A 23402-nucleotide genomic window follows, 5' to 3' on the forward strand; every position below is an offset into this window, starting at 1 on the left:
GGGCAGGGTGGGGGTTAGTCGGTTTCGCTCCAGTCGAAGGCTTTGGTGATGGCCTTCTTCCAGCCGGCGTAGGCCTTCTCGCGCTGGTCCTTCGTCCACGTCGGTTCCCAGCGGCGGTCCTGTGCCCAGTGGGCGCGCAGTTCGTCGGTGTCGCGCCAGAAGCCGACGGCCAGGCCGGCGGCGTACGCGGCGCCGAGCGCGGTCGTCTCCGAGACGACCGGCCGGCTGACCGGGACGCCGAGGATGTCGGACTGCAGTTGCATGCACAGGTCGTTGGCGGTGACCCCGCCGTCCACCTTCAGCACGTCGAGCACCACCCCCGAGTCCTGCTGCATGGCCTCGACGACGTCGCGGCTCTGGTAGCAGATGGACTCCAGGGTGGCGCGTGCGAGGTGGGCGTCGGTGTTGTAGCGCGACAGGCCCACGATGGCGCCGCGCGCGTCGGCCCGCCAGTACGGGGCGAACAGGCCGGAGAAGGCCGGCACGAAGTAGATGCCGCCGTTGTCCTCGACCTGCCGGGCCAGCGTCTCGCTCTGCGCGGCGGAGGTGATGATGTGCAGCTGGTCGCGCAGCCACTGCACGGCCGAGCCGGTCACCGCGATCGAGCCCTCCAGCGCGAAAACCGCCGGCTGGTCGCCGAACTTGTAGGCCACGGTGGTGAGCAGGCCGCTCTTGGAGCGCACGGGGGTGGTGCCGGTGTTGAGCAGCAGGAAGTTGCCGGTGCCGTAGGTGTTCTTGGCCTCGCCGGGCGAGAAGCACACCTGGCCGACGGTGGCGGCCTGCTGGTCGCCGAGGATGGCGGTGATCGGCACCTCACCGCTGGCCAGCCCGGCAACGGAGGAGACGCCGTAGCCGGCCGGGTCGGACGAGGGGCGGATCTCGGGCAACATCCGGCGCGGGATGCCGAAGAACGACAGCAGCTCGTCGTCCCAGTCGAGCGTGTCGAGGTCCATCAGCATCGTGCGGCTGGCGTTGGTGACGTCGGTGACGTGCACGCCACCGTTGACGCCGCCGGTGAGGTTCCACAGGACCCAGGTGTCGGTGTTGCCGAAGACGGCCTCGCCGCGGTCCACGGCCTCGCGGACGCCGTCGACGTTCTCGAGGATCCACTGGATCTTGCCGCCGGAGAAGTACGCCTCGGGCCGCAGGCCCGTCTTGTCGCGGATGACCTGGCCGCGGCCGTCGCGCTCCAGCGCGGCGGCGATGCGGTCGGTCCTGGTGTCCTGCCAGACGATCGCGTTGTAGTACGGCCGGCCGGTGCGCGGGTTCCACACCACCGTGGTCTCGCGCTGGTTGGTGATGCCCATGGCGGCCAGGTCGCTCGCCTGCAGGCCGCTGCGCTGCAGCGTGCTCTGGATCACCGCGGACGTTCTGGTCCAGATCTCGATGGGGTTGTGCTCCACCCAGCCCGCCCTGGGCAGGATCTGCTCGTGCTCCAGCTGGTACTTGGCCACCTCCGCACCGTCGTGATCGAAGATCATGAAGCGGGTGCTGGTGGTGCCCTGGTCGATGGCGCCCACGAACTCGGGCATGGCTTTCTCCTTACGGGTTCGGTCCGAGGTCAGTCCGAGGGCTTGACCACGTCGCGGTCCACGTCGTCGCGAGGCAGGAAGCGGTGGATCATCACCTGGTAGAGGCCGGCGCCGATGACCCCGCCGATCACGGGGCCGACGATGGGCACCCACCAGTACAGATCTCCGTACTGGTCGCGCCAGGCGCCGCCGTACCCGGTGAGGAAGCTGGCCAGGCGCGGCCCGAAGTCACGCGCCGGGTTGATGGCGTAGCCGGCGTTGGTGCCGAAGGCCATGCCGATCCCGACCACGAGCAGGCCGATGAGGAACGGCGCCATGTTCGCCGCCGGCGCCATGTTGGCGACGTCCGACAGGGCGAAGACGACGAAGAGCAGGATGGCCGTGCCGATGATCTGGTCGCGGAAGCCGCCCCACATGTCCACCGGAAGGGTGCCGTTGCCGGGCAGGGTCGAGAAGACGCCCTGCGTCTTGATCGTGTGCCCGGGGTCCACCATGCTCAGGACCTCGTGGTAGTTCCACCGCACGATGAGGGCCGCGACGAAGGCTCCGGCCGTCTGGGCGAGCGCGTACGGGATGACCTTCTTCCAGGGGAAGCCGCGGAAGCAGGCGAACGCCAGCGTCACCGCGGGGTTGATGTGCGCGCCGGTGGTGCGGCCGGCGACGTAGACGCCGAGCGCGACGCCGATGCCCCACGCCCAGGCGATGCTGTCGTGGTCGCCGATCTGGCCCGCGGCGACCTGCGCGACCACGCCCACGCCGAACAGGATGAGCACCATCGTCCCTGCGAATTCGGCGATCAACTCGCCGGCCAGTCCCATCCGCCCCAGACGTCCCGCCATCGCCGCGCCCCCTTCACCCGGCACTCGCGAACGCTGTGAGCCATTCCCTGGTTTACAAAGATGTATACGGCTGTTTTACGACATGTTTCACAAAAGAGCAGAAAGTAAGATTGCTCAGCGGGTCAGAGTTTGCGCGTGAAGGTCATCATGGCCGTTCCCGGGCCGTGATAGCCGGGGACCGGGCCGCCGACCGTGAAGCCCATGCGGCGGTGGAAGGCGATCGACGCGGCGTTGACCGGGGCGGTGATGGCCCGCACGACGTCACGGCCCTCGCCGCGGGCGAGGTCGAAGAAACGCTCGTACAGCGTGCGGCCGAGGCCGCTCCCCCGGGCCTCGGGGGCGACGCCGACGAAGTGGATGTACGCCTCGCCGGGCAGCGACGGCGACGGGAACCCGACGAGAAAGGCCGCCAACCCTCCGTCAGGGCTCTGCGCGATCAGGCTCGTGCGGTGGAAGTGGTCGAGGAAGAGCCGGGGCAACGACGGCAGCACCGGCCGCCCCCACCAGTCGTCGACCACGGCGGCGATGGCGTCGTAGTCGGCGGGGGCGGCGGCGCGCAGGGTGTACGGGGATCCAGGCACGCGTTCAGCCCCAGTGAGGGGGCCTGTTCTCCAGGTAGAAGGCGTCCTGGTCGCCCTCGGGCCAGTCTCCCCAGCCCAGGTCGCGGTCGTCGGACGTCTGCTCGGGTAGGAAATCTTCCACGGACGACATGCTACCGGGGCGTACAAACCGGTACCGAGTGCGTCGCTCGCTCCGGGGACAGGCGTCGATCACCGGGGTACGATGCAAAGGCAGGTGTCGCCTACCCCCCGTGAGGCTGCGCATGGCCACCCCGACCGGCTGGCGGCGAGAAGGCAATCTCCCGGCGGAGCTGACCAGCTTCGTCGGTCGCACGCGTCTCCTCGCCAACCTCAAACGGCACCTCAACGACTCACGCCTGGTGACTGTCACGGGCATCGGCGGAGTGGGCAAGTCGCGCACGGTCCTGCGCCTGGCCCATCAGGTGCGCGCCAACTACCCGGACGGCGTCTGGTTCGCCGACCTCGCCCGCCTGCAGGACGCGGGCATGGTCAAGCACACCATCGCCTCCGCGCTCGGCATCGCCGACCAGTCCTCCCGCGCGGCGTCGGAGTCGTTGTCGGAGTGGGTCGGCGAGCGCGACATGCTGCTCATCATCGACACGTGCGAGCACCTCGTGGAGGGCTGCGCCGAGCTGATCCACGAGCTGCTCGAGGCCGCGCCCAGCCTGAAGGTGCTGGCGACCAGCCGCCAGTCGCTCAACCTCCCCTACGAGCACGTCGTGCCGGTGCCGCCCCTGCAGGTGCCCGGCGAGGACCCGACGGAGAATCTCTTCACCAACGAGTCCGTCCAGCTCTTCGCCGACCGGGCCGGGGCGAGCGTGCCCGACTTCGTGCTCGACGAGGACAACATCGGCCCCGTCGCCGAGCTGTGCCGCCGGCTCGACGGCATCCCGCTGGCGATCGAGCTGGCCGCGGTGCGGCTGCGGGCGCTGTCGGTCGAGCAGATCCTCGGGCTGCTGACCGACCGGTTCAGCCTGCTGGCCGGTGCGAGCCGTACGGCGCTGCCCCGCCACCAGACGCTGCGGGCGGCCATCGGCTGGAGCCACGAGCTGTGCGAGCCGGAAGAGCGGCTGCTGTGGGCGAGACTGTCGGTGTTCGCGGGCGACTTCGAGCTCGACGCGGCGCGCTTCGTCTGCTCCGACGGGCGCCTGAGCGCCGAGCGCATCACCGACCTCATCGGGGGCCTGGTCGAGAAGTCCATCCTGCTGATCAGGAGCAACCACGCGGGCGTGCGCTACAAGCTGATCGACACCCTCGCCGAATACGGCGACGAGTGGCTCGACAAGCTCGGCCAGGCCGAGCAGGTCCGCCAGCGGCACCTGGAGTACTACCTCAGCCTGGCTCAGCGCGGAGAGGACGCCTGGTCGGGGCCGCGACAGATCTACTGGTTCATCCGCATGCGCCAGGAGCACAACAACGTCCGGACCGCGCTCGAGTACGCCCTGAACACACCGGGCAAGGAGCCGCTGGCGCTGACGCTGCTGTCGTCGCTGTGGTTCATGTGGGTCTGCTGCGGGTTCGCCCGCGAGGGCCGGCTCTACCTGGAGCGGGCGCTGGAGGCCAACCCCGCGCCGAGCAAGGAGCGGTGCAAGGCCCTGTGGGTGCTGGCCTACGTGCGCAACTCCCAGGGAGACAGCGTCGGAGGACGGGACGCGGCCGAGCGGTGCAGCGCCGAGGCCGTCAAGGTCGGTGACTCCCGGGCCGTGATCCTGGCCTCCAAGATGCAGGGCACGGCGGCGATGCTCCAGAACGACATGCAGAAGGCCAGCGCGCTGCTCGGTGTGGCGATCGAGTTCAACACCGACAACAAGGAGCTCAACCCCGGGCTGCTGCCCGCCATCGTCGAGCTGTCCATCGTGCTGACCGCCCAGGGGGAGTTCTACGAGGCCGAGTCCTTGCTGCAGGACTGCCTGCAGGTGTGCAGGGAGCGCGGGGAGCTCTGGCTGAGCTCGCACGCGCAGTGGGCGCTGGCGGGCGTCCGCCTCGCGACCAACCGGCCCGAGCAGGCGCTGCAGAACGTCAGGGAGGGGCTGCGGATCAAGCTGCACTTCCACGACACCCTCGGCACCCTGCTGGCGCTGGAGTCCGCGGCCCGCATCTTCGTGACCCTCGACCGGTTGCCGCTCGCCGCCATGCTGCTGGGTGCGCTGCACCAGAACTGGCGGACGGCCGGCCTGCCGCAACTGGGCGCGCCGTTCCTGTCCGACGACCACAACGCGTGCGTCCGGGAGTGTGTGCAGCGGATGGGTGAGCTGGCCTACAAGAACGCCTTCGAGGAAGGCGCCCGCATCGATGTCGAGGAGGCGTCCGCGCTCGCGCTCGGCGAGCTGGACGCCCTCGACGAGATGTGACGGCTCAGACCGCCTGCGGCCAGCGGGTGTCCTCCGGCCACGCCTGGATGAAGCGTGCGCTGCCGAAGGAGAACTCGATGTGGCCGCGGATCCAGTGCTCCAGGCCGCGCACGTAGGCCAGCACCGGCTCGGGGGCCCACTTCGCCACGGCCTCGCGGCGCTCGACGAACGTGGCGATGGCGTCGTTGTGCAGCCGCGCCACCTCCAGCAGCGCGTCCTGCAGCGAGAGGGACTTGTGGGTGGCCAGCACCGTCACGATGTTGTGCCTGGCCTTGTCGCTGCGGCGCTCCTTGGCGTACGAGAGCAGGTCGTTGTCCCAGCCGACGAGGTCGCAGGCCAGGTCGGAGAGCAGCCGCACGTCGGGGTGGTACCAGTCCTCGGTCTCGATGCGGTAGCCGCCGCCGAGGTCGATGAGGGCGAAGCAGGTGTACGTGGCGCCGGTGGTGCGGCGCATCAGCAGGTAATCCTCGGGAGTGGGGATGGTGTCGGCCTCACGGTTGGCCGCCTCCCAGATCTGGGCGAACAGATATTCCTTCACCGCGCCACGCCAGCGGTCGACCTGTTCGGGAGTGCCTAACGCGGAAATGCGGCCGAGGATGTCCTTGAGAGCGAGGCTGAACGGATTGCCGGAATCGGCCTCCCCGTCGAGACTTCTCAGGATCGCGGGCAGGGCCCGGGCGACCGTGGCGGAGCTGTCGCCGATTCCTTCCCTTTCGCAGAACCCGTCGTCGAAGGCCCAAAGCCAGAAGTACCAATCAGTGATCACCCGGAGGCTCTCGTGCGGCACGGTGGGGTTGGTGCGCGCGGGAAGGGAACCGAGCTCTGATCGCCTGAAGTACTCGACCCCGTCGGCGTCCGGAAGCATGCCGGAGGCGGCGACCCAGGCCTGGCTCTCCGCGGTGACTTCCGCATGACGGACATTGATCTCGTTCGGGAACGGGCACGGCAGAGGGGGGATGTGCAGAGGTCGCGTAGCGAAGGAATGCGCAGAAGTAGCCACGCCATACAGCATGACGATGGAGCCTGAGAAAGGCCACACTCGGCTACTTATATGCCGTTTAAACTGGTTTCATACTATGAATCGCGTCGTGTGAACCATTGGACAAATTGGTCCATTGCGAACATTTGGGCAGTTTCCAGCGCAGACGGCCGGCCCGCGTGGGGGTCGGCGCCCGCGTCGAGCAGCGCCCTCACCGCCTCGGCGTCCTTCTTGAAGACCGCGCCGGCCAGTGGGGTCTGGCCGCGGTCGTTCGCGCGGTCGGGGTCGGCGCCGTGGGCGGCGAGCATGCGGACCGTGTCCGCGTGGCCGTGGTAGGCGGCCAGCATCAGCAGGGTGTCGCCCTTCTGGTTGGTCAGGTTGGCCGGCACCCCGGCCTCCACGTACGCGCGCAGCGTCTCTGTCTCCCCCGCCCTGGCCAGGTTGAACAGCTTGGTGGCGAACTCTTCCAGCTCCGGGTCCCCGTCCATGTCGTTCATTGTGCCCCGGATAAAGTGCCCTGCACGGAATCGTTCCGGCGCGTCGTAGGTTCTGGTGATGAGTACCTAGGGAAAGGCTGTCCAACCGTGTTCGACCCGAAGGATCTCTACAAGCTCGCAGACGACGCGCCCGAGCTGCCCGATCCGGTGTTGCTGTACCACTTCGACGGTTTCGTTGACGCGGGCGGTGCCGGACGCCTCGCGGTGGGCCACCTGCTGGCCGAGCTGGAGCATCGGGTCGTGGCGACGTTCGACGTGGACCGGCTGCTCGACTATCGGTCGCGACGGCCGATCATGACGTTCGACACCGACCGGTGGGTCGAGTGCGAGACCCCCGAGCTGGTCGTGCACGCCGCCAAGGACGCGACGGGCACGCCGTTCCTGCTGATGAGCGGCCCCGAGCCGGACCGCGAGTGGGAGCTGTTCATCCGGGCGGTGGGCGAGCTGGTGGAGCGAGTGAAGGTGAGCAAGCTGGTGACGGTGCACGGCGTCCCGATGGCCGTCCCGCACACCCGGCCGCTCGGCATCACGATGCACGCCACCCGCCCCGAGCTGGTCAACAGCCAGGCGAGCGTGTTCGGGCGGGTCCAGGTGCCGGGCAGCGTCGCGGCGCTGCTGGAGCTGCGGCTCGGTGCGAAGGGTCACGACGCGATCGGGTACGCGGTGCACGTGCCCCACTACCTGGCGCAGGCGGAGTACCCGACCGCCGCCGTGACCGGCCTGGAGGCCGTGACGCGGGCGACCGGTCTGGTCTTCCCGATGGACGCGCTGCGCGAGGCCGCCCGGCGTACGACGACGGAGATCGAGGAGCAGATCCGCGCCTCCACCGAGCTGTCCACCGCCATCACCGGCCTGGAGCAGCAGTACGACGCCTTCGCCGCCGGCTCGCAGCGGGAGAACCTGATGGCCGAGACGACGCCCATGCCCACGGGCGACGAGCTCGCCGCCCAGTTCGAGCGTTTCCTCGCCGAACGTGACGAGGACTGACGGCATGGACGACGTCCGCGTCGGCCTCGTCGGCTACGGCACCGCCGGGGCGTACTTCCACGCCCCGCTGATCGACGCCACCCCGGGCCTGACCCTGTCGGCGGTGGTGACCCGCGACCCCGGCCGCCAGGCCGAGGTCGGCGGCAAATACGGCGCCGCGGCGGTCTCCGACGTGGAGGACCTGTGGCAGCGCTGCGACCTCGTCGTGGTGGCCTCCCCCAACCGCACCCACGTGACCACCGCCGCCTCCGCCCTCAGCCACGGCCTGCCGGTCGTCGTGGACAAGCCGCTGGCCCGCACCGCCGAGGAGGGCCGCGAGCTGGTACGCCTGGCGCGCGAGCGCGGGCTCATGCTCACCGTCTTCCACAACCGCCGGTGGGACGGCGACTTCCGCACCGTGCGGCGGCTGATGGGCGAGGGGCGGCTCGGCGACGTGCTGCGCCTGGAGTCGCGCTTCGAGCGGTGGCGGCCGGTGCCCAAGGGCGGCTGGCGCGAGAGCGGCACCCCTGAGGAGGTCCCCGGCCTGCTCTACGACCTCGGCAGCCACCTGGTCGACCAGGCCCTCCAGCTGCTGGGACCGGTGCGCGAGGTCTACTGCGAGAGCGACGTGCGCCGGGCCGGGGTCTCGGGCGACGACGACACGTTCATCGCGCTCACCCATGAGAGCGGGGCCCGCTCCCACCTGTGGGCCAGCTCGATGGCGGCCCGGCTCGGCCCCCGCTTCCGCGTGCTGGGCTCGTCCGCGGCCTTCGTCAAGCACGGCATGGACGTGCAGGAAGAGCGCCTGCGCGCCGGGATGCCGCCGGACGTGCCCGGGTTCGGCGACGACGAGGAAGACCGGTGGGGCGTGCTCGGCACGCCCGGCGACCAGCAGATCGTGCGCACCGAGTCGGGGGCGTACCTCGACTTCTACCGGGGGGTGGCGGCGGCGCTGCGCGAGGGCGCGGCGCCGCCCGTGGACCCGGACGGCGCCGTCGAGGTGCTGGCCGTCCTGGAGGCGGCCCGGCTGTCGGCGACCCAGCGGATCGTCGTCCACCTGAGCTGAGCGGGTCCTCAGTCGCGCAGGCGGGCGCGCATCGCCTCGGTGTCGGCGTCCGTCCAGCCGTGCCGTGCGAGCCAGCCCGCCGGGCCGCCGTAGCGGTCGTCGAGCACGCCGAGGAACTGCTCGATGTAGCGGGCGCGCGGCATGTGGTCGTCCGCGGGGCGCGAATCCAGGTCATCCCGGTACGTACTGCTGCCGCGCAGGCGCTTGAGTATCAGCTCCAGGCGCTCCCCCGTGGCCACGTAGTCCTCGACGATGGCCTCGCGGGTCGCGCCGGCGACCTCCAGCGCCAGCGCCGACACCACGCCGGTGCGGTCCTTGCCCGCCGCGCAGTGCACGAGCGAGGCGCCGTCCTCGAGCGCCAGCGCGCGCAGGGCCGCCACCACGGCGTCGGGCCGGTCACGCAGGTAGCCGAAGTAGAAGCCGGTCACCCGCAGCTCCTCGTCCAGCGTGCGGCCCGCCCACGGCAGCACCCGCTCGCCGTCGATCCCTTCGGGGGTGTCGGCCTCGACGTCGGTGTGCCGGCCGCCCTCGGCGAACAGCGTCAGGTGGTGGTGGCGCACCTCCGGCACCAGGGTGAGCGGGCCCGGCCCCTCCAGCCGCACCTCGGCGACCGAACGCAGGTCGACGACATGCCGCAACTTCAGCTCCCCGACGAGCACGCGCACGTCGGCGGAGGTGAGGCCCTGCAGGTTGTCGGCGCGGAAGACGCGCCCGAAGCGAGTACGGCCACCGTCGCGCGTCGGCAGTCCGCCCAGGTCACGCGCGTTGACCGCGCCTTCCAGCTCTATCCACCTCGTCATCTCGCTCATTGTCGTGACCCTATATGTCCGCCAAAGATGAGCGGATTCGACGTTCATAACGCAGCATGAACGTATGGATCCACGAGCTCTGCCTCCACGGCTGGTGATCGATCCAACGCTGTCCCCGGAGATCGCGGCCGAGCTGCGGTCGAGCCCTCACCTCCTGCGCCTGACGCGGTCGGGCGCGCGCATGGACACCGCGCACAACCCCGCCCTGCTGTTCGTCCTGCCCGCCTTCCTCGTGCTCCTCGCCGTGCTCACGAGCGCGGAGCCGTTGTTCGTGGCGGGGATGGGGACGGGGGTGATCGTGCTCTTCCGGTGGATCGCGATGGACAACTCCTACCGTTCCACCAGGCGCAGGCTCCATCTGGCGCGTGCCCACGCCGACCGCTACATCCTGCCGGAGGACCTCGACCATCCCTGTCAGATGCTGCTGCGCCGGGCCCAGAACGCGGTCGACGCGATACTCAACTCCAAGGTGCACAAGGCCGGGCTGATCGACACCATCGACAACCAGGTGTCGCTGCCGGAGGAGTTGTGGGAGATCGCCCAGCGACTGCGGCGGCTGTCGGCCATGCACACCGAGCACGGCAAGCTCGTCCCCCGGGAGCTGCCGCCCGGCATGGAGGACGCGTTCAAGCCGTACACGAACGCCCTCGACGCCGCCTGGACGTCGCTCACCCACCGGGTCCGTCACCTGGAGAAGTACGCCAAGCAGGTGCTCAAGGCCGACAAGGTCTACAGCACGCACAAACGGCTGGAGGCGCTGGCCGCCAAGACGCCGGAGTACCAGCGGCTGATCGCCGACACCGTCCGCGACGACCTGGCCAAGGAGCACATCAAGGAGCTGTCCGACCAGGCGGCCCACGTGCGCAGGTTGTTCGAGGAGAGCATCGTGCAGGCCCGGCAGGCCGCCGGTGAGCTGCTGCGCACGCCGTTCTCCGACCCGGCGGGCGGCTCGCTGGAGGGCCCCGGCAAGACCACCGGGTACGGCACCGGCTGAACCCTCAGCTCGCCTCCGCACGCGCGCGCCGCAGGAGCTCCAGGGTGCGGCGCATGCCGGCCTCGTTGCCGAGGCTGCGGTAGATCGCCCTGGCCTGCTCCAGGGGCTCCACGGCGGCCGTGCGACCGCCCGCGTCCAGGTGCGCCTCGCCCAGGTAGCGCAGGCTCAGCGCCATCCACCACCGGTCCTCCAGCTCCTCGAACGCCGCCACCGCGCGCCGCAGCTCCAGCTCCGACTCCTCGGTCCGGCCGAGCCTGGCCAGCGCGCGCCCGGCCGACACCGCGGTGCGCGCCACGCCCCAGGAGTCGCCGAGCGCGGCCAGGATGTCCTCGGCCCGCCGTACGTACTCGAGCTCGCGCAGCCCGTTGTCGGGGTCGCCGACCTCGCCGGCCGCGCGCAGGCAACGGGCCTCCTCCCACAGCTCGCCGCGCTGGCGGAACATCTCCGCGGCCCGGTCGAGGCTGAACCCGGCCCGGGTGAACTGAACGGCGGCCTGCCGGTGCTCGCCCGCGCGGTGCTCGCCGCGGGCCTGCGCCGCCAGCACCTCACCGTAGGCGCGCAGGGTCTGGGCCTCGGAGTAGCGGTTGCCGTCGCGTTCGAAGACCTCCAGGGCGTACTCCAGCAGCTCTCTGGCCTCCTCTGGCTTGCGCTCGGCCAGGCGCAGCTCGGCGAGGTTGCGCTGGGTGCGGGCCATCCACCACAGGTCCTCCTCGGCCCGGAAACCGGCGATGGCGTCGATGAGGAAGTCCTGTGCCCGGTCGAGGTGGCCGTCGCTGAACAGGGTCATCCCGATCGTGCGCCGGGCCCTGGCCGCCCACCACGACTCGCCCAGGTCGGTGAAGAGCACGAGCGCGCGCTTCGCCTCCTCCTGCGCCCTGCGGCGCAGGCCGAGGCCGCCGTGGACGGCGGCGGCGTCGAGCAGCGCGATGGCCAGCGCACGCCGGTCGCCCGTCTGCTCGGCGGCCTCGTGGCCGAGCTCGGCCACGGCCGCCCAGTCGGCCCAGTACGCCCGCAGCGAGTGGCAGAGCGAGCAGAACGCCCTGGCCAGGCCCCAGGTCAGCTCCCAGAGCCGCAGCTGGTGGGCCAGGTTGATCATCGACAGGAGGGCGAGCCGTTCGGCGTTGAGCCAGTCGGCGGCGCGGACCTCTCCGTCCATGGTGGAGCGGCGCCCGCCGCGGCTCCAGTCCTGCGGCCAGCGGTTCTGGGCGGCCTCCTCGGCACGGCGGCGGTAACCGGACAGGACGCGTTCGATGGCGGCGCGGCGGCGGTCGCCGTCCTGCTCGGCGAGCTCGGCGGCGAACACGCGGACCAGGTCGTGCAGCCGGTAGCGCATCGCGCCGGTCTGGTCGGTGCCGGAGCATTCGGCCAGCTGGGCGTCGATGAGGGCTTCGAGCTGGTCGGCGCCGTCGAGGCCGGAGATGTCGAGCAGCTCGCCGGCCACCCAGCCGGGCACGTCGGGCGCGGTCAGGGAGCTGAGCAGGCGCAGCAGGCGGCGCTGCATCCCGGTGCAGTCGTCGTAGCTGAGCTGGACGGAGGCGCGCACGCTCTTGTCCACCGTCGGGGCGACCTGGAGGTTGTCGAGGATGCGGCGGGTGTCGGCCAGCCGGTCGGCCATGTCGCGCATCGTCCACTGCTCGCGGGTGGCGAGCCGGCCGCCGCAGATGTTGATCGCCAGCGGCAGGTTGTCGCAGAGCCGTACGATCTGCCGGGCGGCGTCGAGGTCGGCCGCGACCCGGTCGTCGCCGGCCAGCCGGGCCAGCAGCTGGATGCCCTGGGCCTCGGTGAACTCGACGAGCTTCTTGTCGTAGGTGCCGTAGAGGTACAGCGGCGCGCGGGAGGTGACCAGCACCGCGCAGCCGGGCTCGGCCGGGATCAGCGGGGCGATCTGGGCGGAGTCGTGGGCGTTGTCCAGGCCGATGAGGATCCGGCGGCCCTTGGTCCAGGTCAGCCAGAGCTTGCCGAGCTCCTCCAGGCCGCCGGGGTCGGTGGTGAGGCGGACGCCGAGCGCGCGCAGGAAGCCGATCAGCACCTCCTCGGGGCGGACCGGGGCGTCCACGCCGCCGCGCAGGTCGGCGTAGAGGCGGCCGTCGGGGAAGCGGGCGGCGACCTCCTGCCCGAACCGGGTCATGAGCGCCGACTTGCCGACGCCGCCGCGGCCGTACACGGAGATGACCAGGGGCGGTGAGACGTCGGAGGATCTCCTGCGCCCGTCGAAGACCCGGTGCAGCTCGGCGAGCGTCTCTTCGCGGCCGGTGAAGTGCTCGGGGACGGGCGGCCAGTGGTCGGGGGCGAGCGTGCCCGGCTCCGGCCGCGCGCGCGGCCTGGGCCGGACGTCGGTGGTGGCCCAGGTCGTCAGCCCCACGAGGACGGCCGCCGCCATCGTGACGCCGACCTTGGCCATCGGCGGGATCTCCCACTCCAGGGAGGCCGCCAGCACGCTCGCGGCGCCGGCCGCGAGACCGGCCGCGACCGGCGCCGGCCATCGGCGGCGGCGCCGGTCCGGTAACTTCCCCGTCAACGAACACCCCCTCTTGGGGGTGATTCAAACCGATGGGGTACGGCTTGCGCCAGCCGTACCCCAAGGTTCACTCAGCGGCCATTCACGTTACAGGTGGCCGTCATCGTCTTGCCGGGGTCGCTCTCCGAGGTGGCGGTGAGCGTGACCTTCGCCTTGCGGTCGCCGCCGTCGGCGCGGACGGCGTTGACGATCACGGTGTCCCGCTCGCCGAACTCGAGGTTCGCCAGGGCGTTGGGCAGCTGGGTGGTCCAGCCCTTGCCCTCGACCGTGGCGGTGAGCCGGTAGACGTCGCTGTTGAGGTACTTGCTGACGTCCTCGGGGTGCTGCCCCTGCACGGGGGCGGACTTGCCGGTGTTGGTCAGCGGGAAGCGGCAGACGGAGACGCCGGCGCCGCCGGGGACGCCGGAGCCGTGCTGCAGCTTCACGCCGCGCCGCTGCGGGCCCGAGCCGTCGAGCGAGCGGACGGCGACCGTGTAGGACAGCTCGCCGTCGCCGTTGCGCTCCAGGTCGGTGACGTAGAAGTGCAGGCGGTTGTCCTCGTCGACGAACTCGTACTCGCTGCCGGAGTTCGTGCCGGCGTGGAAGAGGGCGTCGGACAGCTGACGGTAGTCGCCGATGGTGATGGGCACCTCGGTGCCGTCCGGCAGGACGTAGTCGGTCATGCCGATGTCCTGCGGGTTGGCGTCGATCACCCATTCGAACGGGGCGCTGTCCTGGTTCTTGGTCTTGGCCAGGAGCACGCCGGAGTCGGGGGTGAAGGAGTCGGCGCCCATGCGGTCGACGACCTCGACGGTGTAGTTGTCGTAGTTGCCGCCGTCGCACATCGGGTCGGTGCGCCAGTCGCAGTTGGGGTTGTGGTCCTCGGTGTCGAACGAGACGTTGATGCCCGACAGCTCGTCCTCGCCCGGCTGCACGACGCGGGCCAGGACCTTGGCGGTGACCAGGCCGGACTCGTCGAGCGCCTCACGCGACAGGCGCAGCACGTTCTGCTCGTCCACCATGCCGAGGTCGATCTTGTTGCGCAGCATGTGCTGGGCGCCCATGGACGCGCCGGCGACCGGCGGGATCAGCCAGCGCGAGTGCGGGCCGCCGGGGCCGTTGAAGCTGCCGCGGCTGAGCATCTCCCAGATGCCGGTGTACGCCCGCCGCGGCGGCACGCCATACGGATTGTTGTAGTTGTCGGCGATGCCGAAGATGTGGCTCAGCTCGTGGGCGTAGGTGCCCATGCCGGAGCTCTCGGTCTGCACCGAGTCGACGCCGAAGCGCGCGTTGGGCCAGAAGGTGGAGCCGGCCTGCCAGGAGGTCCAGTCGACGTAGCGGGTGGTGGACCAGTTGGGCAGGTTGTCGTCGCCCTCGGGACCGAACTCGTCCGGCACGTCCTCCTTGGTGGGGAACTTCATCATGCCGAACTCCTGCCAGGTGCCCGACTCGTCCTGACCGGCGCTCAGGTAGAAGACGAAGTCGAACTGGTCGGCGACCTCCTGGCCGACGTCGGCGAGCCAGGCGGCGTTGCCGTCGGTGCGCAGGTTCCTGTTGCAGGTGTCGCCGGCCGGGCAGTGGTTGCGCTGGTACTCCATGCCGTACTCGTGGTCCTTGCCCGGCATGGTGTACGGGCCGAAGCCGGTCAGGTCCACGCCGATCCGGCCGCCGGAGTCCTCCATCCAGTACTCGTGGATGGTGTGACCCTGGTTGAGCTCGTTCGGGGTGTTGAGGAAGTCCTGGTAGAACTTCGCCACCTGGTCGCTCGGGATGTCATGGGCCTGCGAGCTCGGGTTGCCGAAGACCGTCGAGCCCTCCGGCTGCGTCACCACGAACGGCTGGTTCGGGTAGTCGAGCAGCACGAGGGCGCCCTTGAACTGGCGGTCGGAGCCCTTGACGCTCGGATCGTTCCAGTTGGTGCCCGGGGGCTTCTTGTAGTCCTCCCACGTCATGTGGTCGGGGTTCTCCCAGTTCTGGGGGTCGATCGGCTCGAGGTCGGCGACCGGCCGGGCCCGCTGGGCCTGCGCGGGGCCGTCGAGCTGCCACGGCTGGGTCTGCGGCCAGTGGTTCTGCCGCCAGGGCGTGTCGGGATCGACGCTGGGGGGTGCTGCGGAAGCGGGGGTGGCCACCATGGCCATCGGGATCACCACGATGGCGGCGAACACGCCCTTTAACAGCTTCTTAGGGGCTATCACACGGAATGACGGTATCCACGTTGTTGACGGAGATCACCCGCTGAATGTAGGGAAGACCTGTACTGAAATTTCCGACATATGTTGAAACCTCCAGGTGAACAGGTGGGGCCTGTGGCGGACCTCCAGAAGACCGTGGAAGAGCTCGCCGCCCGCCTCGGCCGCCCTCTGCTGCTCGAGGACCGGGTGCAGCGCGTCGTGGCGTACAGCGAGCAGAGCGGCGCCATGGACGACGTGCGCCGCGACTCGATCCTGCGCCGGCACACCGTGCCCGAGGTCCGGCAGTGGTTACGGGCGGCCGGCATCCACCGGGCCACCGCGCCGCTGCGCACCCCTGGCGCGCCGCATCTGGGCCTGTTACCCAGGGTCTGCGTCCCCGTACGGCACGCCGACGGGCTGCTCGGCTTCCTGTGGTTCATCGACGCCGACCCTCCCATGTCCCGCGCGCAGGTGGACAACGCCGCGGCCGCCGCGCCCGCCCTGGCGCTGGCCCTGTTCCACGAGAGCCTGGCCACCGGCCTGGCCTCCCATCGGGAGTTGGAGGCGGTCACCGGACTGCTGCTCGGCGAGCGGGACGCGGCCAGGCAGCTCATCGAGGCGGGGGCCTTCCCGCAGGCGCAGCCGGTGACCGTCCAGGTGGCCAGGCCCCGTACCGCCGAGCCGGACGACGCGCTGCGGCTGGCCCTGGAGCAGGGGCTGCTGGCGCTGCGCCGGCGGCTGAGCGGGCACCACCCGCTGCACCTGGTCCGCTACGACCACGCCGTGCTGCTCACCGCCGGGGTCCCGGTCCCGGCCGACGAGCTGCACGCGGCGATGCCGGTGCCCGTGGTGGTCGGCGTCGGGCGCGGCCGCCCGGCGCTGGCGGAGGCGGCGGACTCCTACGAGGAGGCGCGGCACGCGGCCGAGGTGGCGGCGCGGGTGCCGGGGCTCGGGCGGACGGCGGAGTGGGCGCGGCTCGGCGTCTACCGGATGCTCACCCAGGTGCCGCCCGACCAGGATCTGCACCCGGGGCTGGAGGAGCTGCTGGCCGACGCCCAGCACCTGCCGTTGCTGGAGACGCTGGAGACGTACCTGGATCTGGCGGGCAGCGCGGTCGCGACGTCGCGGGCGCTGCGGCTGCACCGTACGTCGCTGTACTACCGGCTGCAGCGCGTGGAGGAGCTGGCCCGCACCGACCTGAAGGACGGCGGTGAACGGCTCGCCCTGCACCTCAGCCTCAAGCTGGCGCGACTCTCGGGACGGTACGCACCCAGGGGATTCTCATAATTCATCTTGATTGCGCCTTTGTCCCGATATCCCGTTTAATTCATAAAAGGGGCTAGATCGACGGGAGATCAGATGCCGTCTGCGAGGCGTGCCGGGCCGGGTCCGGGCAGGCACGCGCCCGCCCCTGTCGTGCTCCACTCCGCGCCGCTCGTCCTGCCCATGTGCGTCGATCCCCTCCGTGACGGCGCCGTCGCCACCAAGGGCGCCCACGTGCTCGGGGTGGGGCCGCGGGCGGAGCTGCGCTCCGCCTACGCCTCGGCCGAGGAGGTGCGGTGGCCGGGCATGATCGTGGCCGGCCTGGTGGACGCCTGCTCCTCCTCCCGCGCTCCCGCCCCCGGGGTGACCGCGCGGGCGAGCCTGGTGTGCGACCCGGCCGACTGCCTGGGCCTGCCGGGCATCGGCTACGTCCGGGTGAACAGCGCCGGCGAGGAGGAGTGGGAGGAAGGCGAGCGGGACGCGGTCATCACGGCCATCCGCGAGGTCGAGCGGCCGCACGCGGTCGGCATCGCCGCGCTCACCGGCGACTTCCAGGTGCTGGAGGACGTCGCCGTGCTGTCCAGGACGTTCGGCCTGCGCCTGCTGGCCGACCTGGACCGCCACTCCACCGCCGCCCTGGACGAGGCCGGGGTGCTCGGGCCGCTGTGCCACGTCGCGTGCGCCCGGCCGCTCGACCCCGGGGAGCGCAAGCTGCTGCGGCTGCGCGGGACCGCGGTGGCGCTCTGCCCTCCGGGGCCCGATCCGGGCGGCGACACCCTGGCGCTGCTGGAGGAGGGGAACACCGTCGCGTTCGGCAGTCACGGGCTCGCCTGGGACCCGTGCCGGGAGGGCGGCGCCGGGCCGCTCGATCTGGCCGCCGCCGTCCGGCGGCACGTGCGCGGGCGCGGCCAGCGCCCCCGGGGGCTGGACCGGCGGCTGGTCGAGGCGGTCACCATGGGCGGGGCCGCGGCACTCGGCATGGACAGGGGCAAGGGACGGGTCGGGTCGCTGTGCCGCGGCGCCCGCGCCGACTTCGCGGTGTACGACGCCCGCGGCCGTTACCCGTACGCCGCGCTGCTCGCCCAGCCGCCCTGCGTGGGCAGGGTCATAGGCGGCGTGATCACCAGAACCGCCGCCTGAGCCGCGGCTCACCTGAACTGCTCGTCCACCAGGGTCAGCAGCTCGCGCAGCTGCTCGCGCTGGTCGTCCGACAGGACGGCGAACAGCTCCTCACCCGCCCGCCGGCGCGCGTCGCGCGCCCGTTCGGCCAGCGCGCGGCCTTCGGGCGTGATCACGACCAGCGTCGAACGGCGGTTGGCCGGATCGACCTCCCTGCGCGCCAGCCCCGCCTCCTCCAGCGCGTCCACGACGGGCGTCAGGGAGCGCGGCACGATGCGCAGCTCTTCGGCCAGTTGCACCATCCGCAGCGGCCGCCGCGCGCCGGCCAGCGCGCGCAGCGCCCGCGCCTGGCCGGGGTTGAGGCCGAGGGGCTCCAGCCGATGAACGTAGCCGCGCCGCAACCGCCTGCCGACCAGGTGCAAGAGCTCGGCGAGCTCCCTTTCTTCCATATCGCCAAGTTTAGCCGGAACAAATATGAGTTAGCCTCTGTTTGAGTGGACATCTGGAAGGAGGCCCCGCCTGTGGCCGAGGAACCACGCGCGCCGCTCGGGCGCATCGTCAGACTCTTCGGCGCCTACCGCGCCCGTCTGGCCCTGGTAGGCGCCTTCATCCTGCTGTCCTCGCTGGTGTCGCTGGCCTCGCCGTTCCTGCTGCGCGAGGTGCTCGACACGGCCATCCCCGCACGCGACGCCGGGCTGCTCGCGCTGCTGGCCCTGGGCATGATCGCGGTGGCCGTCACGACGACGGTGTTCGACGTGCTGCAGACGCTGGTCTCCACGACCGTGGGCCAGCGGGTGATGCACGACCTGCGCGTCGCGGTCTACTCCCACCTGCAGCGCATGTCGCTGGCCTTCTTCACCCGCACCAAGACGGGCGAGGTCCAGTCGCGCATCGCCAACGACATCGGCGGCATGCAGGCGGTCGTCACCTCGACGACCGCCTCTCTCGTCTCCAGCCTCACCACCGTGATCGCCACGTTCGCCGCCATGATGGCGCTCGACTGGCGGCTCACGATGATCTCCCTCGCGCTGATGCCGTTCTTCGTGTGGATCAGCCGCAAAGTCGGCTCGGAGCGCAAGCGCATCACCTCCGAGCGGCAGCGCAAGCTGGCGACCATCGCGACCATGGTGCAGGAGTCGCTGTCGATCAGCGGCATCCTGCTGGGGCGCACCATGGGCCGCTCGTCCGAGCTGACCGAGCGTTTCGGCCGGGCCTCCCACGAGCTGGCCGACCTCGGCGTGCGCACCAGCATGGCGGGGCGCTGGCGGCAGTCGTCCGTGCAGTTCGTCATGGCCGCGATGCCCGCGGCGATCTACTGGGCGGTCGGCCACACCGGCGCGATCTCGGTGGGCACGCTGGTGGCGTTCACGACGCTGCAGACCGGCATGTTCCGGCCGCTGGTGCAGCTGCTGCGGCTCGGGGTCGAGGTGCAGACCTCGCTGGCGTTGTTCGGGCGCATCTTCGAGTATCTCGACCTGCCCGTCGACATCCACCCCGGCACGCGCCGGCTGGAGGACGTGCGCGGCGAGGTGCGCTTCGAGAACGTCGACTTCTCCTACGGCGACGCCCCCACGCTGGAAGGGATCGACCTCACCGTGCCCGCGGGCGGCAGCCTGGCCGTCGTGGGCGAGACCGGCTCCGGCAAGACCACGCTCAGCTACCTGCTCCCCCGGCTCTACGACGTCACCGGCGGCCGGGTCACCATCGACGGGGTGGACGTGCGGGAGCTGACGTTCGAGACGCTGAGCGAGACGGTCGGCGTGGTGTCGCAGGAGACGTACCTCTTCCACGCCTCGATCGCCGACAACCTGCGCTTCGCCCGGCCGTCGGCCACCGACGAGGAGCTGGAGGCGGCGGCGCGCGCCGCGCACATCCACGACCACATCGCCGCGCTGCCCGACGGCTACGACACCCTGGTGGGCGAGCGCGGCTACCGGTTCTCCGGCGGCGAGAAGCAGCGCCTGGCCATCGCCCGCACGATCCTGCGCGACCCGCGGGTGCTCGTCCTCGACGAGGCCACCAGCGCGCTCGACACCCAGACCGAGCGGGCCGTGCAGGAGGCGCTCGACACGCTGGCGCGGGGCCGTACGACGATCACGATCGCCCACCGCCTGTCCACCGTCCGCGACGCGGACCAGATCGTCGTGCTCGACCACGGGAGGATCGTCGAGCGCGGCACCCACGACGAGCTGCTGGCCGCGGGCGGACACTACGCGGCGCTCGTGAGCCGCGACGATCCCCAGTTGAGTCCGGCCTAAACGTGGACTGCCTCACATTCCGGGCATGACGGAAATCCGCTTCGGGACGGGTGGTGTTCAACCCCCGGCAGATCTCCCAAGGCAAGGATCGTCGTGTCTCCCTCCCCCTCCCCGTTCAGAGCTCTCCGTCATCACAACTACCGGCTCTGGGCGGGCGCCGACGTCATCTCCGTCACCGGCACCTGGATGCAGGTCCTCGGCGTCAACTGGCTCATCCTCACCCTGACCGGCTCGGCGACCAGCGTCGGGCTGAGCCTGGTCATGCAGGCGCTGCCGACCCTCGCGCTGGGCATGTGGGGCGGCGCGCTGGCCGACCGGCTGCCCGCGCGGCCCGTCGTGATCGCCGCGCAGCTCGCCCAGGCCGCCCTCGCCGCCGCGCTGGCCGTCATCGCGCTGGCGGACGTGCGCTCCGTCCTGCCGATCTACGCCGTGGCGCTGGCCGGCGGCGTGGTCACCGCGCTCGGCGGGCCGGCGCTCGGCCGCTTCGGCGCCGAGGTGGTGCCGCCCGCCGACCTGCCGAACGCGATGGCGCTCGGCTCGGTCCTCAGCTCCGCGGGCCGCATCCTGGGCATGAGCCTGGCGGGCGCACTGCTGCCGATCACCGGCAACGCCGGGCTGTTCACCCTCAACGCGGCCACCTTCTTCGTCGTGATCGCGGCCGTGGCGGCCATGCGGCGCCGCGAGTTCCACGTGCTGGCCGTCGCCGAGCGGCAGCCCGGCGCCGTCCTCGACGGCCTGCGGTACGTGCTGCGCACGCCGTGGCTGCTCGCCGTGCTCGCGCTCTGGTTCGTCTCGGGCAGCCTCGGCCGCAACTACCAGGTCACCATGGCCGCCATGAGCGCCGGGCCGCTGGCGTCGGGGGCCGGCGGGTACGGCCTGCTGTCCACGGTCTTCGCCGTCGGCACGGTGCTGGGCGGCTTCCTGGCCGCCTCCCGGCCTCGCCTGACGATCCGGCTGCTGCTCGTGACGGCGTTCGTCACCGGGGTGGCGCAGGCTCTGAGCGGCCTGATGCCGTCGTTGTGGACGTTCGCCGCCATGATGGTGCCGATCGCGGCCGGCGCGGTGGCCCTCGACACCACCGTCTCCGCGCGGGCGCAGCTCGACAGCCCCGAGGAGATGCGCGGCCGGGTGATCGCCGCGCTGTCGATCGTCAGCGCCGGCGCGGGGGCGCTCGGCGGGCCGCTGCTCGGCTGGTTCAGCGACGCGCTGGGGCCGCGGGTGGCGCTGGAGATCGGCGGGGTGGCCTGCGTGGCGTCCTCGCTGCTCGCCGCCGCGGCGCTGGCCCGGCTGTCAGGCCGGACGCTCCGCCAGGCCGTACGGCCCCGGCGGCGCCTGGAGCCGGGCTTGAAGAACGCCTGACCCGGCCGGGAATGCCTTCTTACCTTCTTGGGTTGCATATCAGTGAACAGCTAACTTATAACTGTAGTTAGAGGTTAGCTGCGGAGAGGCAACCCGACGAGGAGGCTGGGACATGTTGTTGACCTCGATCGACCCCTTCTTCGAGGAGTTCGAGCGGCAGTTCGACCGGCTGACGCGGCAGACCTTCGGCAACGGCGGCTCCGTGATGCCGATGGACGGCCTTCGCCGCGACGACGACGTCCTGCTGCGCTTCGATCTCCCCGGCATCGACCCCGACTCCATCGAGGTGACGGTGGACCGCGGCGTGCTCAGCGTCAGCGCCGGCCGTGACGAGCAGCTCGGCCAGGACGAGCGGCTGTTCGTCCGCGAGCGGCCGATGGGCACGTTCACCAGGCGCGTCTACCTGTCGGAGCACCTCGACAGCGACAAGATCGACGCGTCGTACGACAACGGGGTGCTCACCGTCAGGATCCCGGTGCTGGAGCGGGCCAAGCCGCGTAAGGTGGCGATCCAGCGAGGCGAGACCAAGGCCATCAAGGCCTGACGAACGGCTCGGGGGCGGGACATCCCGCCCCCGAGCCACGAGGAGAAAGAGACATGCCCGACCTGCCCTTCGACGACGAGCACGCGCCTCTCTACTCACTGGGGCAGGTGGCGGAGATGCTCCAGGTCCAGCACGCCTTCCTGCGCCGGCTGGACCAGCACGACGTCATCCGGCCGAGCCGGTCGAGCGGCGGCCAGCGGCGTTACTCCCGCCACGACATCGTCATCGTCCAGCACGTCACCCGCATGGCGGAGGAGGGCATGACGCTGATCGCCATCCGCCGCATCCTCGAGCTGGAGCGGGAGCTCGCCGAGCTGCGCCGGGAGCTCAAGGAGGCGCACGCCCGCATCCGCGAGCTCCGCGAACCGAGGTGAGCGCCTGAGAGTCGCCGGGCAGGCGGGCCGCGGGCGTACTCTCGTGCCGTGCACACCACCAGATACGCCCCCTCCGGCATGGTCTGCAGCGTCGACCACCTGGCCTCCGGGGCCGGGCTCGCCATGCTGGAGCGCGGCGGTTCCGCCGCCGACGCGGCCATCGCCGCCAACGCCGTGCTCTCCGTCGTCGCCCCCCACATGTGCGGCCTGGGGGGCGACCTGTTCGCCCTGGTCCACGACGGAGAGGTGACCGCGCTGAACGCCTCGGGGCGCGCCGGCTCCGGCGCCGACCCCGCCCGCCTGCGCGCCGAGGGCCACACCCGCATGCCCCACCAGCACGACATCAGGTCCGTGCCGGTGCCGGGCTGCGTCGACGGCTGGGCGGCGCTGCACGCCCGCCACGGCCGGCTGCCGCTGGCGGAGCTGCTCGCGCCCGCGGTCAGGCTGGCCCGCGACGGCTTCCCCGCCTCGCCGCTGATGCTGACCGGCGCCGCCAACGCGGCCCGCCGGCCCGGCGGCGGCGACTTCGCCTCCGTACGCGCCGCGGGCGACCGCGTGACGAGGCCCGGCGTGGCCCGCGCGCTGGAGGCCGTGGCGGAGGGCGGGCGCGACGGGTTCTACCTGGGCGAGTTCGGCCAGGGCCTGCTCGAGCTGGGCGCCGGGGAGTACACCGAGGCCGATCTGCGGGCTCCCGCCGCCGACTGGGTCGAGCCGCTGAAGGTCCGCGCGTTCGGTCACGACGTCTGGTCGATGCCGCCCAACTCCCAGGGCTACCTGCTGCTGATGGCGCTGGCCATCGCCGACGGGCTGGAGCTGCCGCCGTCCCCGCGCCACGCCGCCTGGGCGCACCTGCTGGCCGAGGCCGCCAGGGCGGCCGGCCACGACCGGCTCGACGTGCTGCACGAGGACGCCAAGGACCTGCTCGACCCGGCCGAGATCGCCCGCCGCCGGACGCTGATCGACCCCCTGTCCCGGGTGCGGCTGCGCGGCCCGGCCCAGCGCGACGGCGACACGACGTACCTGTGCGCGGTGGACGGCGACGGCATGGGGGTCTCGCTCATCCAGTCGAACGCCTCCGGGTTCGGCAGCATGGTGTTCGAGCCGCGTACCGGGATCAACCTTCACAACCGCGGCATCGGCTTCTCGCTCCAGCCCGGCCACCCCGCCGAGTACGGCCCCCGAAAGCGGCCGCCCCACACGCTC

The 23402-nt window shown here is 71.3% G+C and carries 20 protein-coding genes; 11 read left to right on the forward strand and 9 right to left on the reverse strand.

What is annotated here, in order from left to right; all coding sequences use genetic code 11:
• Positions 1-14: 14 nt before the first annotated feature.
• From glpK to C1J01_RS27160, 3 genes are all read right to left on the reverse strand, one after another.
• On the reverse strand, positions 15-1532 hold the full coding sequence (gene glpK, locus C1J01_RS27150) for a glycerol kinase GlpK (RefSeq protein ID WP_111181805.1): 1518 nt from the start codon (positions 1530-1532) through the stop codon (positions 15-17).
• Between the two features lie 29 nt (positions 1533-1561).
• Positions 1562-2371, reverse strand: coding sequence for an MIP/aquaporin family protein (locus tag C1J01_RS27155; protein WP_111181806.1), 810 nt, complete (start codon positions 2369-2371; stop codon positions 1562-1564).
• A gap of 122 nt (positions 2372-2493) precedes the next feature.
• Positions 2494-2952: a GNAT family N-acetyltransferase gene (locus C1J01_RS27160; RefSeq protein ID WP_111181807.1), complete on the reverse strand. Its 459-nt coding sequence runs from the start codon at positions 2950-2952 to the stop codon at positions 2494-2496.
• A gap of 230 nt (positions 2953-3182) precedes the next feature.
• Between C1J01_RS27160 and C1J01_RS27165 the strand changes: the two genes are divergently transcribed.
• Positions 3183-5303 (forward strand): ATP-binding protein, encoded by a 2121-nt coding sequence (locus C1J01_RS27165; RefSeq protein WP_235854705.1) that lies wholly within the window; start codon positions 3183-3185, stop codon positions 5301-5303.
• Between the two features lie 4 nt (positions 5304-5307).
• Here the strand turns inward: C1J01_RS27165 and C1J01_RS27170 are convergent, their stop codons facing one another.
• The gene (locus C1J01_RS27170) at positions 5308-6090 is read right to left on the reverse strand and encodes a terpene synthase family protein (protein WP_146615734.1); all 783 of its coding nucleotides are present in this window, start codon (positions 6088-6090) and stop codon (positions 5308-5310) included.
• Between the two features lie 287 nt (positions 6091-6377).
• On the reverse strand, positions 6378-6779 hold the full coding sequence (locus C1J01_RS27175) for an ankyrin repeat domain-containing protein (protein WP_111181810.1): 402 nt from the start codon (positions 6777-6779) through the stop codon (positions 6378-6380).
• A gap of 87 nt (positions 6780-6866) precedes the next feature.
• Here C1J01_RS27175 and C1J01_RS27180 point away from each other — a divergent pair, with 87 nt between their 5' ends.
• The gene (locus tag C1J01_RS27180) at positions 6867-7766 is read left to right on the forward strand and encodes a proteasome assembly chaperone family protein (RefSeq protein WP_111181811.1); all 900 of its coding nucleotides are present in this window, start codon (positions 6867-6869) and stop codon (positions 7764-7766) included.
• A gap of 4 nt (positions 7767-7770) precedes the next feature.
• Positions 7771-8811 (forward strand): Gfo/Idh/MocA family oxidoreductase, encoded by a 1041-nt coding sequence (locus C1J01_RS27185; protein WP_111181812.1) that lies wholly within the window; start codon positions 7771-7773, stop codon positions 8809-8811.
• 8 nt (positions 8812-8819) lie between these two features.
• On the opposite strand, the gene C1J01_RS27190 is transcribed toward C1J01_RS27185, so the two are convergent.
• Positions 8820-9611, reverse strand: coding sequence for a tyrosine-protein phosphatase (locus C1J01_RS27190; protein WP_328589683.1), 792 nt, complete (start codon positions 9609-9611; stop codon positions 8820-8822).
• Between the two features lie 73 nt (positions 9612-9684).
• Between C1J01_RS27190 and C1J01_RS27195 the strand changes: the two genes are divergently transcribed.
• Entirely contained in the window at positions 9685-10614 is a 930-nt protein-coding gene (locus C1J01_RS27195) for a hypothetical protein (protein ID WP_146615735.1), read from the forward strand.
• Between the two features lie 4 nt (positions 10615-10618).
• Here C1J01_RS27195 and C1J01_RS27200 read toward each other — a convergent pair whose 3' ends face one another.
• Positions 10619-13132 (reverse strand): ATP-binding protein, encoded by a 2514-nt coding sequence (locus tag C1J01_RS27200; protein WP_111181815.1) that lies wholly within the window; start codon positions 13130-13132, stop codon positions 10619-10621.
• A gap of 71 nt (positions 13133-13203) precedes the next feature.
• Positions 13204-15276, reverse strand: coding sequence for a M6 family metalloprotease domain-containing protein (locus C1J01_RS27205; RefSeq protein WP_235854706.1), 2073 nt, complete (start codon positions 15274-15276; stop codon positions 13204-13206).
• 141 nt (positions 15277-15417) lie between these two features.
• Here C1J01_RS27205 and C1J01_RS27210 point away from each other — a divergent pair, with 141 nt between their 5' ends.
• Positions 15418-16569, forward strand: a complete 1152-nt coding sequence (locus C1J01_RS27210) for a PucR family transcriptional regulator (protein WP_111181816.1) — start codon at positions 15418-15420, stop codon at positions 16567-16569.
• 72 nt (positions 16570-16641) lie between these two features.
• Positions 16642-17685: an amidohydrolase family protein gene (locus tag C1J01_RS27215; RefSeq protein WP_146615736.1), complete on the forward strand. Its 1044-nt coding sequence runs from the start codon at positions 16642-16644 to the stop codon at positions 17683-17685.
• An 8-nt stretch (positions 17686-17693) separates the two neighbouring features.
• On the opposite strand, the gene C1J01_RS27220 is transcribed toward C1J01_RS27215, so the two are convergent.
• A complete protein-coding gene (locus tag C1J01_RS27220) occupies positions 17694-18113 on the reverse strand; it encodes a MarR family winged helix-turn-helix transcriptional regulator (RefSeq protein ID WP_111181818.1) in 420 nt (139 codons plus the stop codon).
• 45 nt (positions 18114-18158) lie between these two features.
• Between C1J01_RS27220 and C1J01_RS27225 the strand changes: the two genes are divergently transcribed.
• From C1J01_RS27225 to C1J01_RS27245, 5 genes are all read left to right on the forward strand, one after another.
• Positions 18159-19922: an ABC transporter ATP-binding protein gene (locus tag C1J01_RS27225; RefSeq protein WP_111181819.1), complete on the forward strand. Its 1764-nt coding sequence runs from the start codon at positions 18159-18161 to the stop codon at positions 19920-19922.
• Between the two features lie 93 nt (positions 19923-20015).
• Positions 20016-21281, forward strand: a complete 1266-nt coding sequence (locus C1J01_RS27230) for an MFS transporter (protein WP_111181820.1) — start codon at positions 20016-20018, stop codon at positions 21279-21281.
• Positions 21282-21393: 112 nt separating this feature from the next.
• A complete protein-coding gene (locus C1J01_RS27235; protein ID WP_111181821.1) occupies positions 21394-21825 on the forward strand; it encodes an Hsp20/alpha crystallin family protein in 432 nt (143 codons plus the stop codon).
• 53 nt (positions 21826-21878) lie between these two features.
• Positions 21879-22199, forward strand: coding sequence for a helix-turn-helix domain-containing protein (locus tag C1J01_RS27240; RefSeq protein WP_111181822.1), 321 nt, complete (start codon positions 21879-21881; stop codon positions 22197-22199).
• 48 nt (positions 22200-22247) lie between these two features.
• The coding region (locus C1J01_RS27245) for a gamma-glutamyltransferase family protein (RefSeq protein WP_111181824.1) at positions 22248-23402 on the forward strand (1155 nt) is incomplete at its 3' end.

The sequence above is a fragment of the Nonomuraea aridisoli genome, from assembly GCF_003236395.1.
Taxonomy (GTDB): Bacteria; Actinomycetota; Actinomycetes; order Streptosporangiales; family Streptosporangiaceae; genus Nonomuraea; species Nonomuraea aridisoli.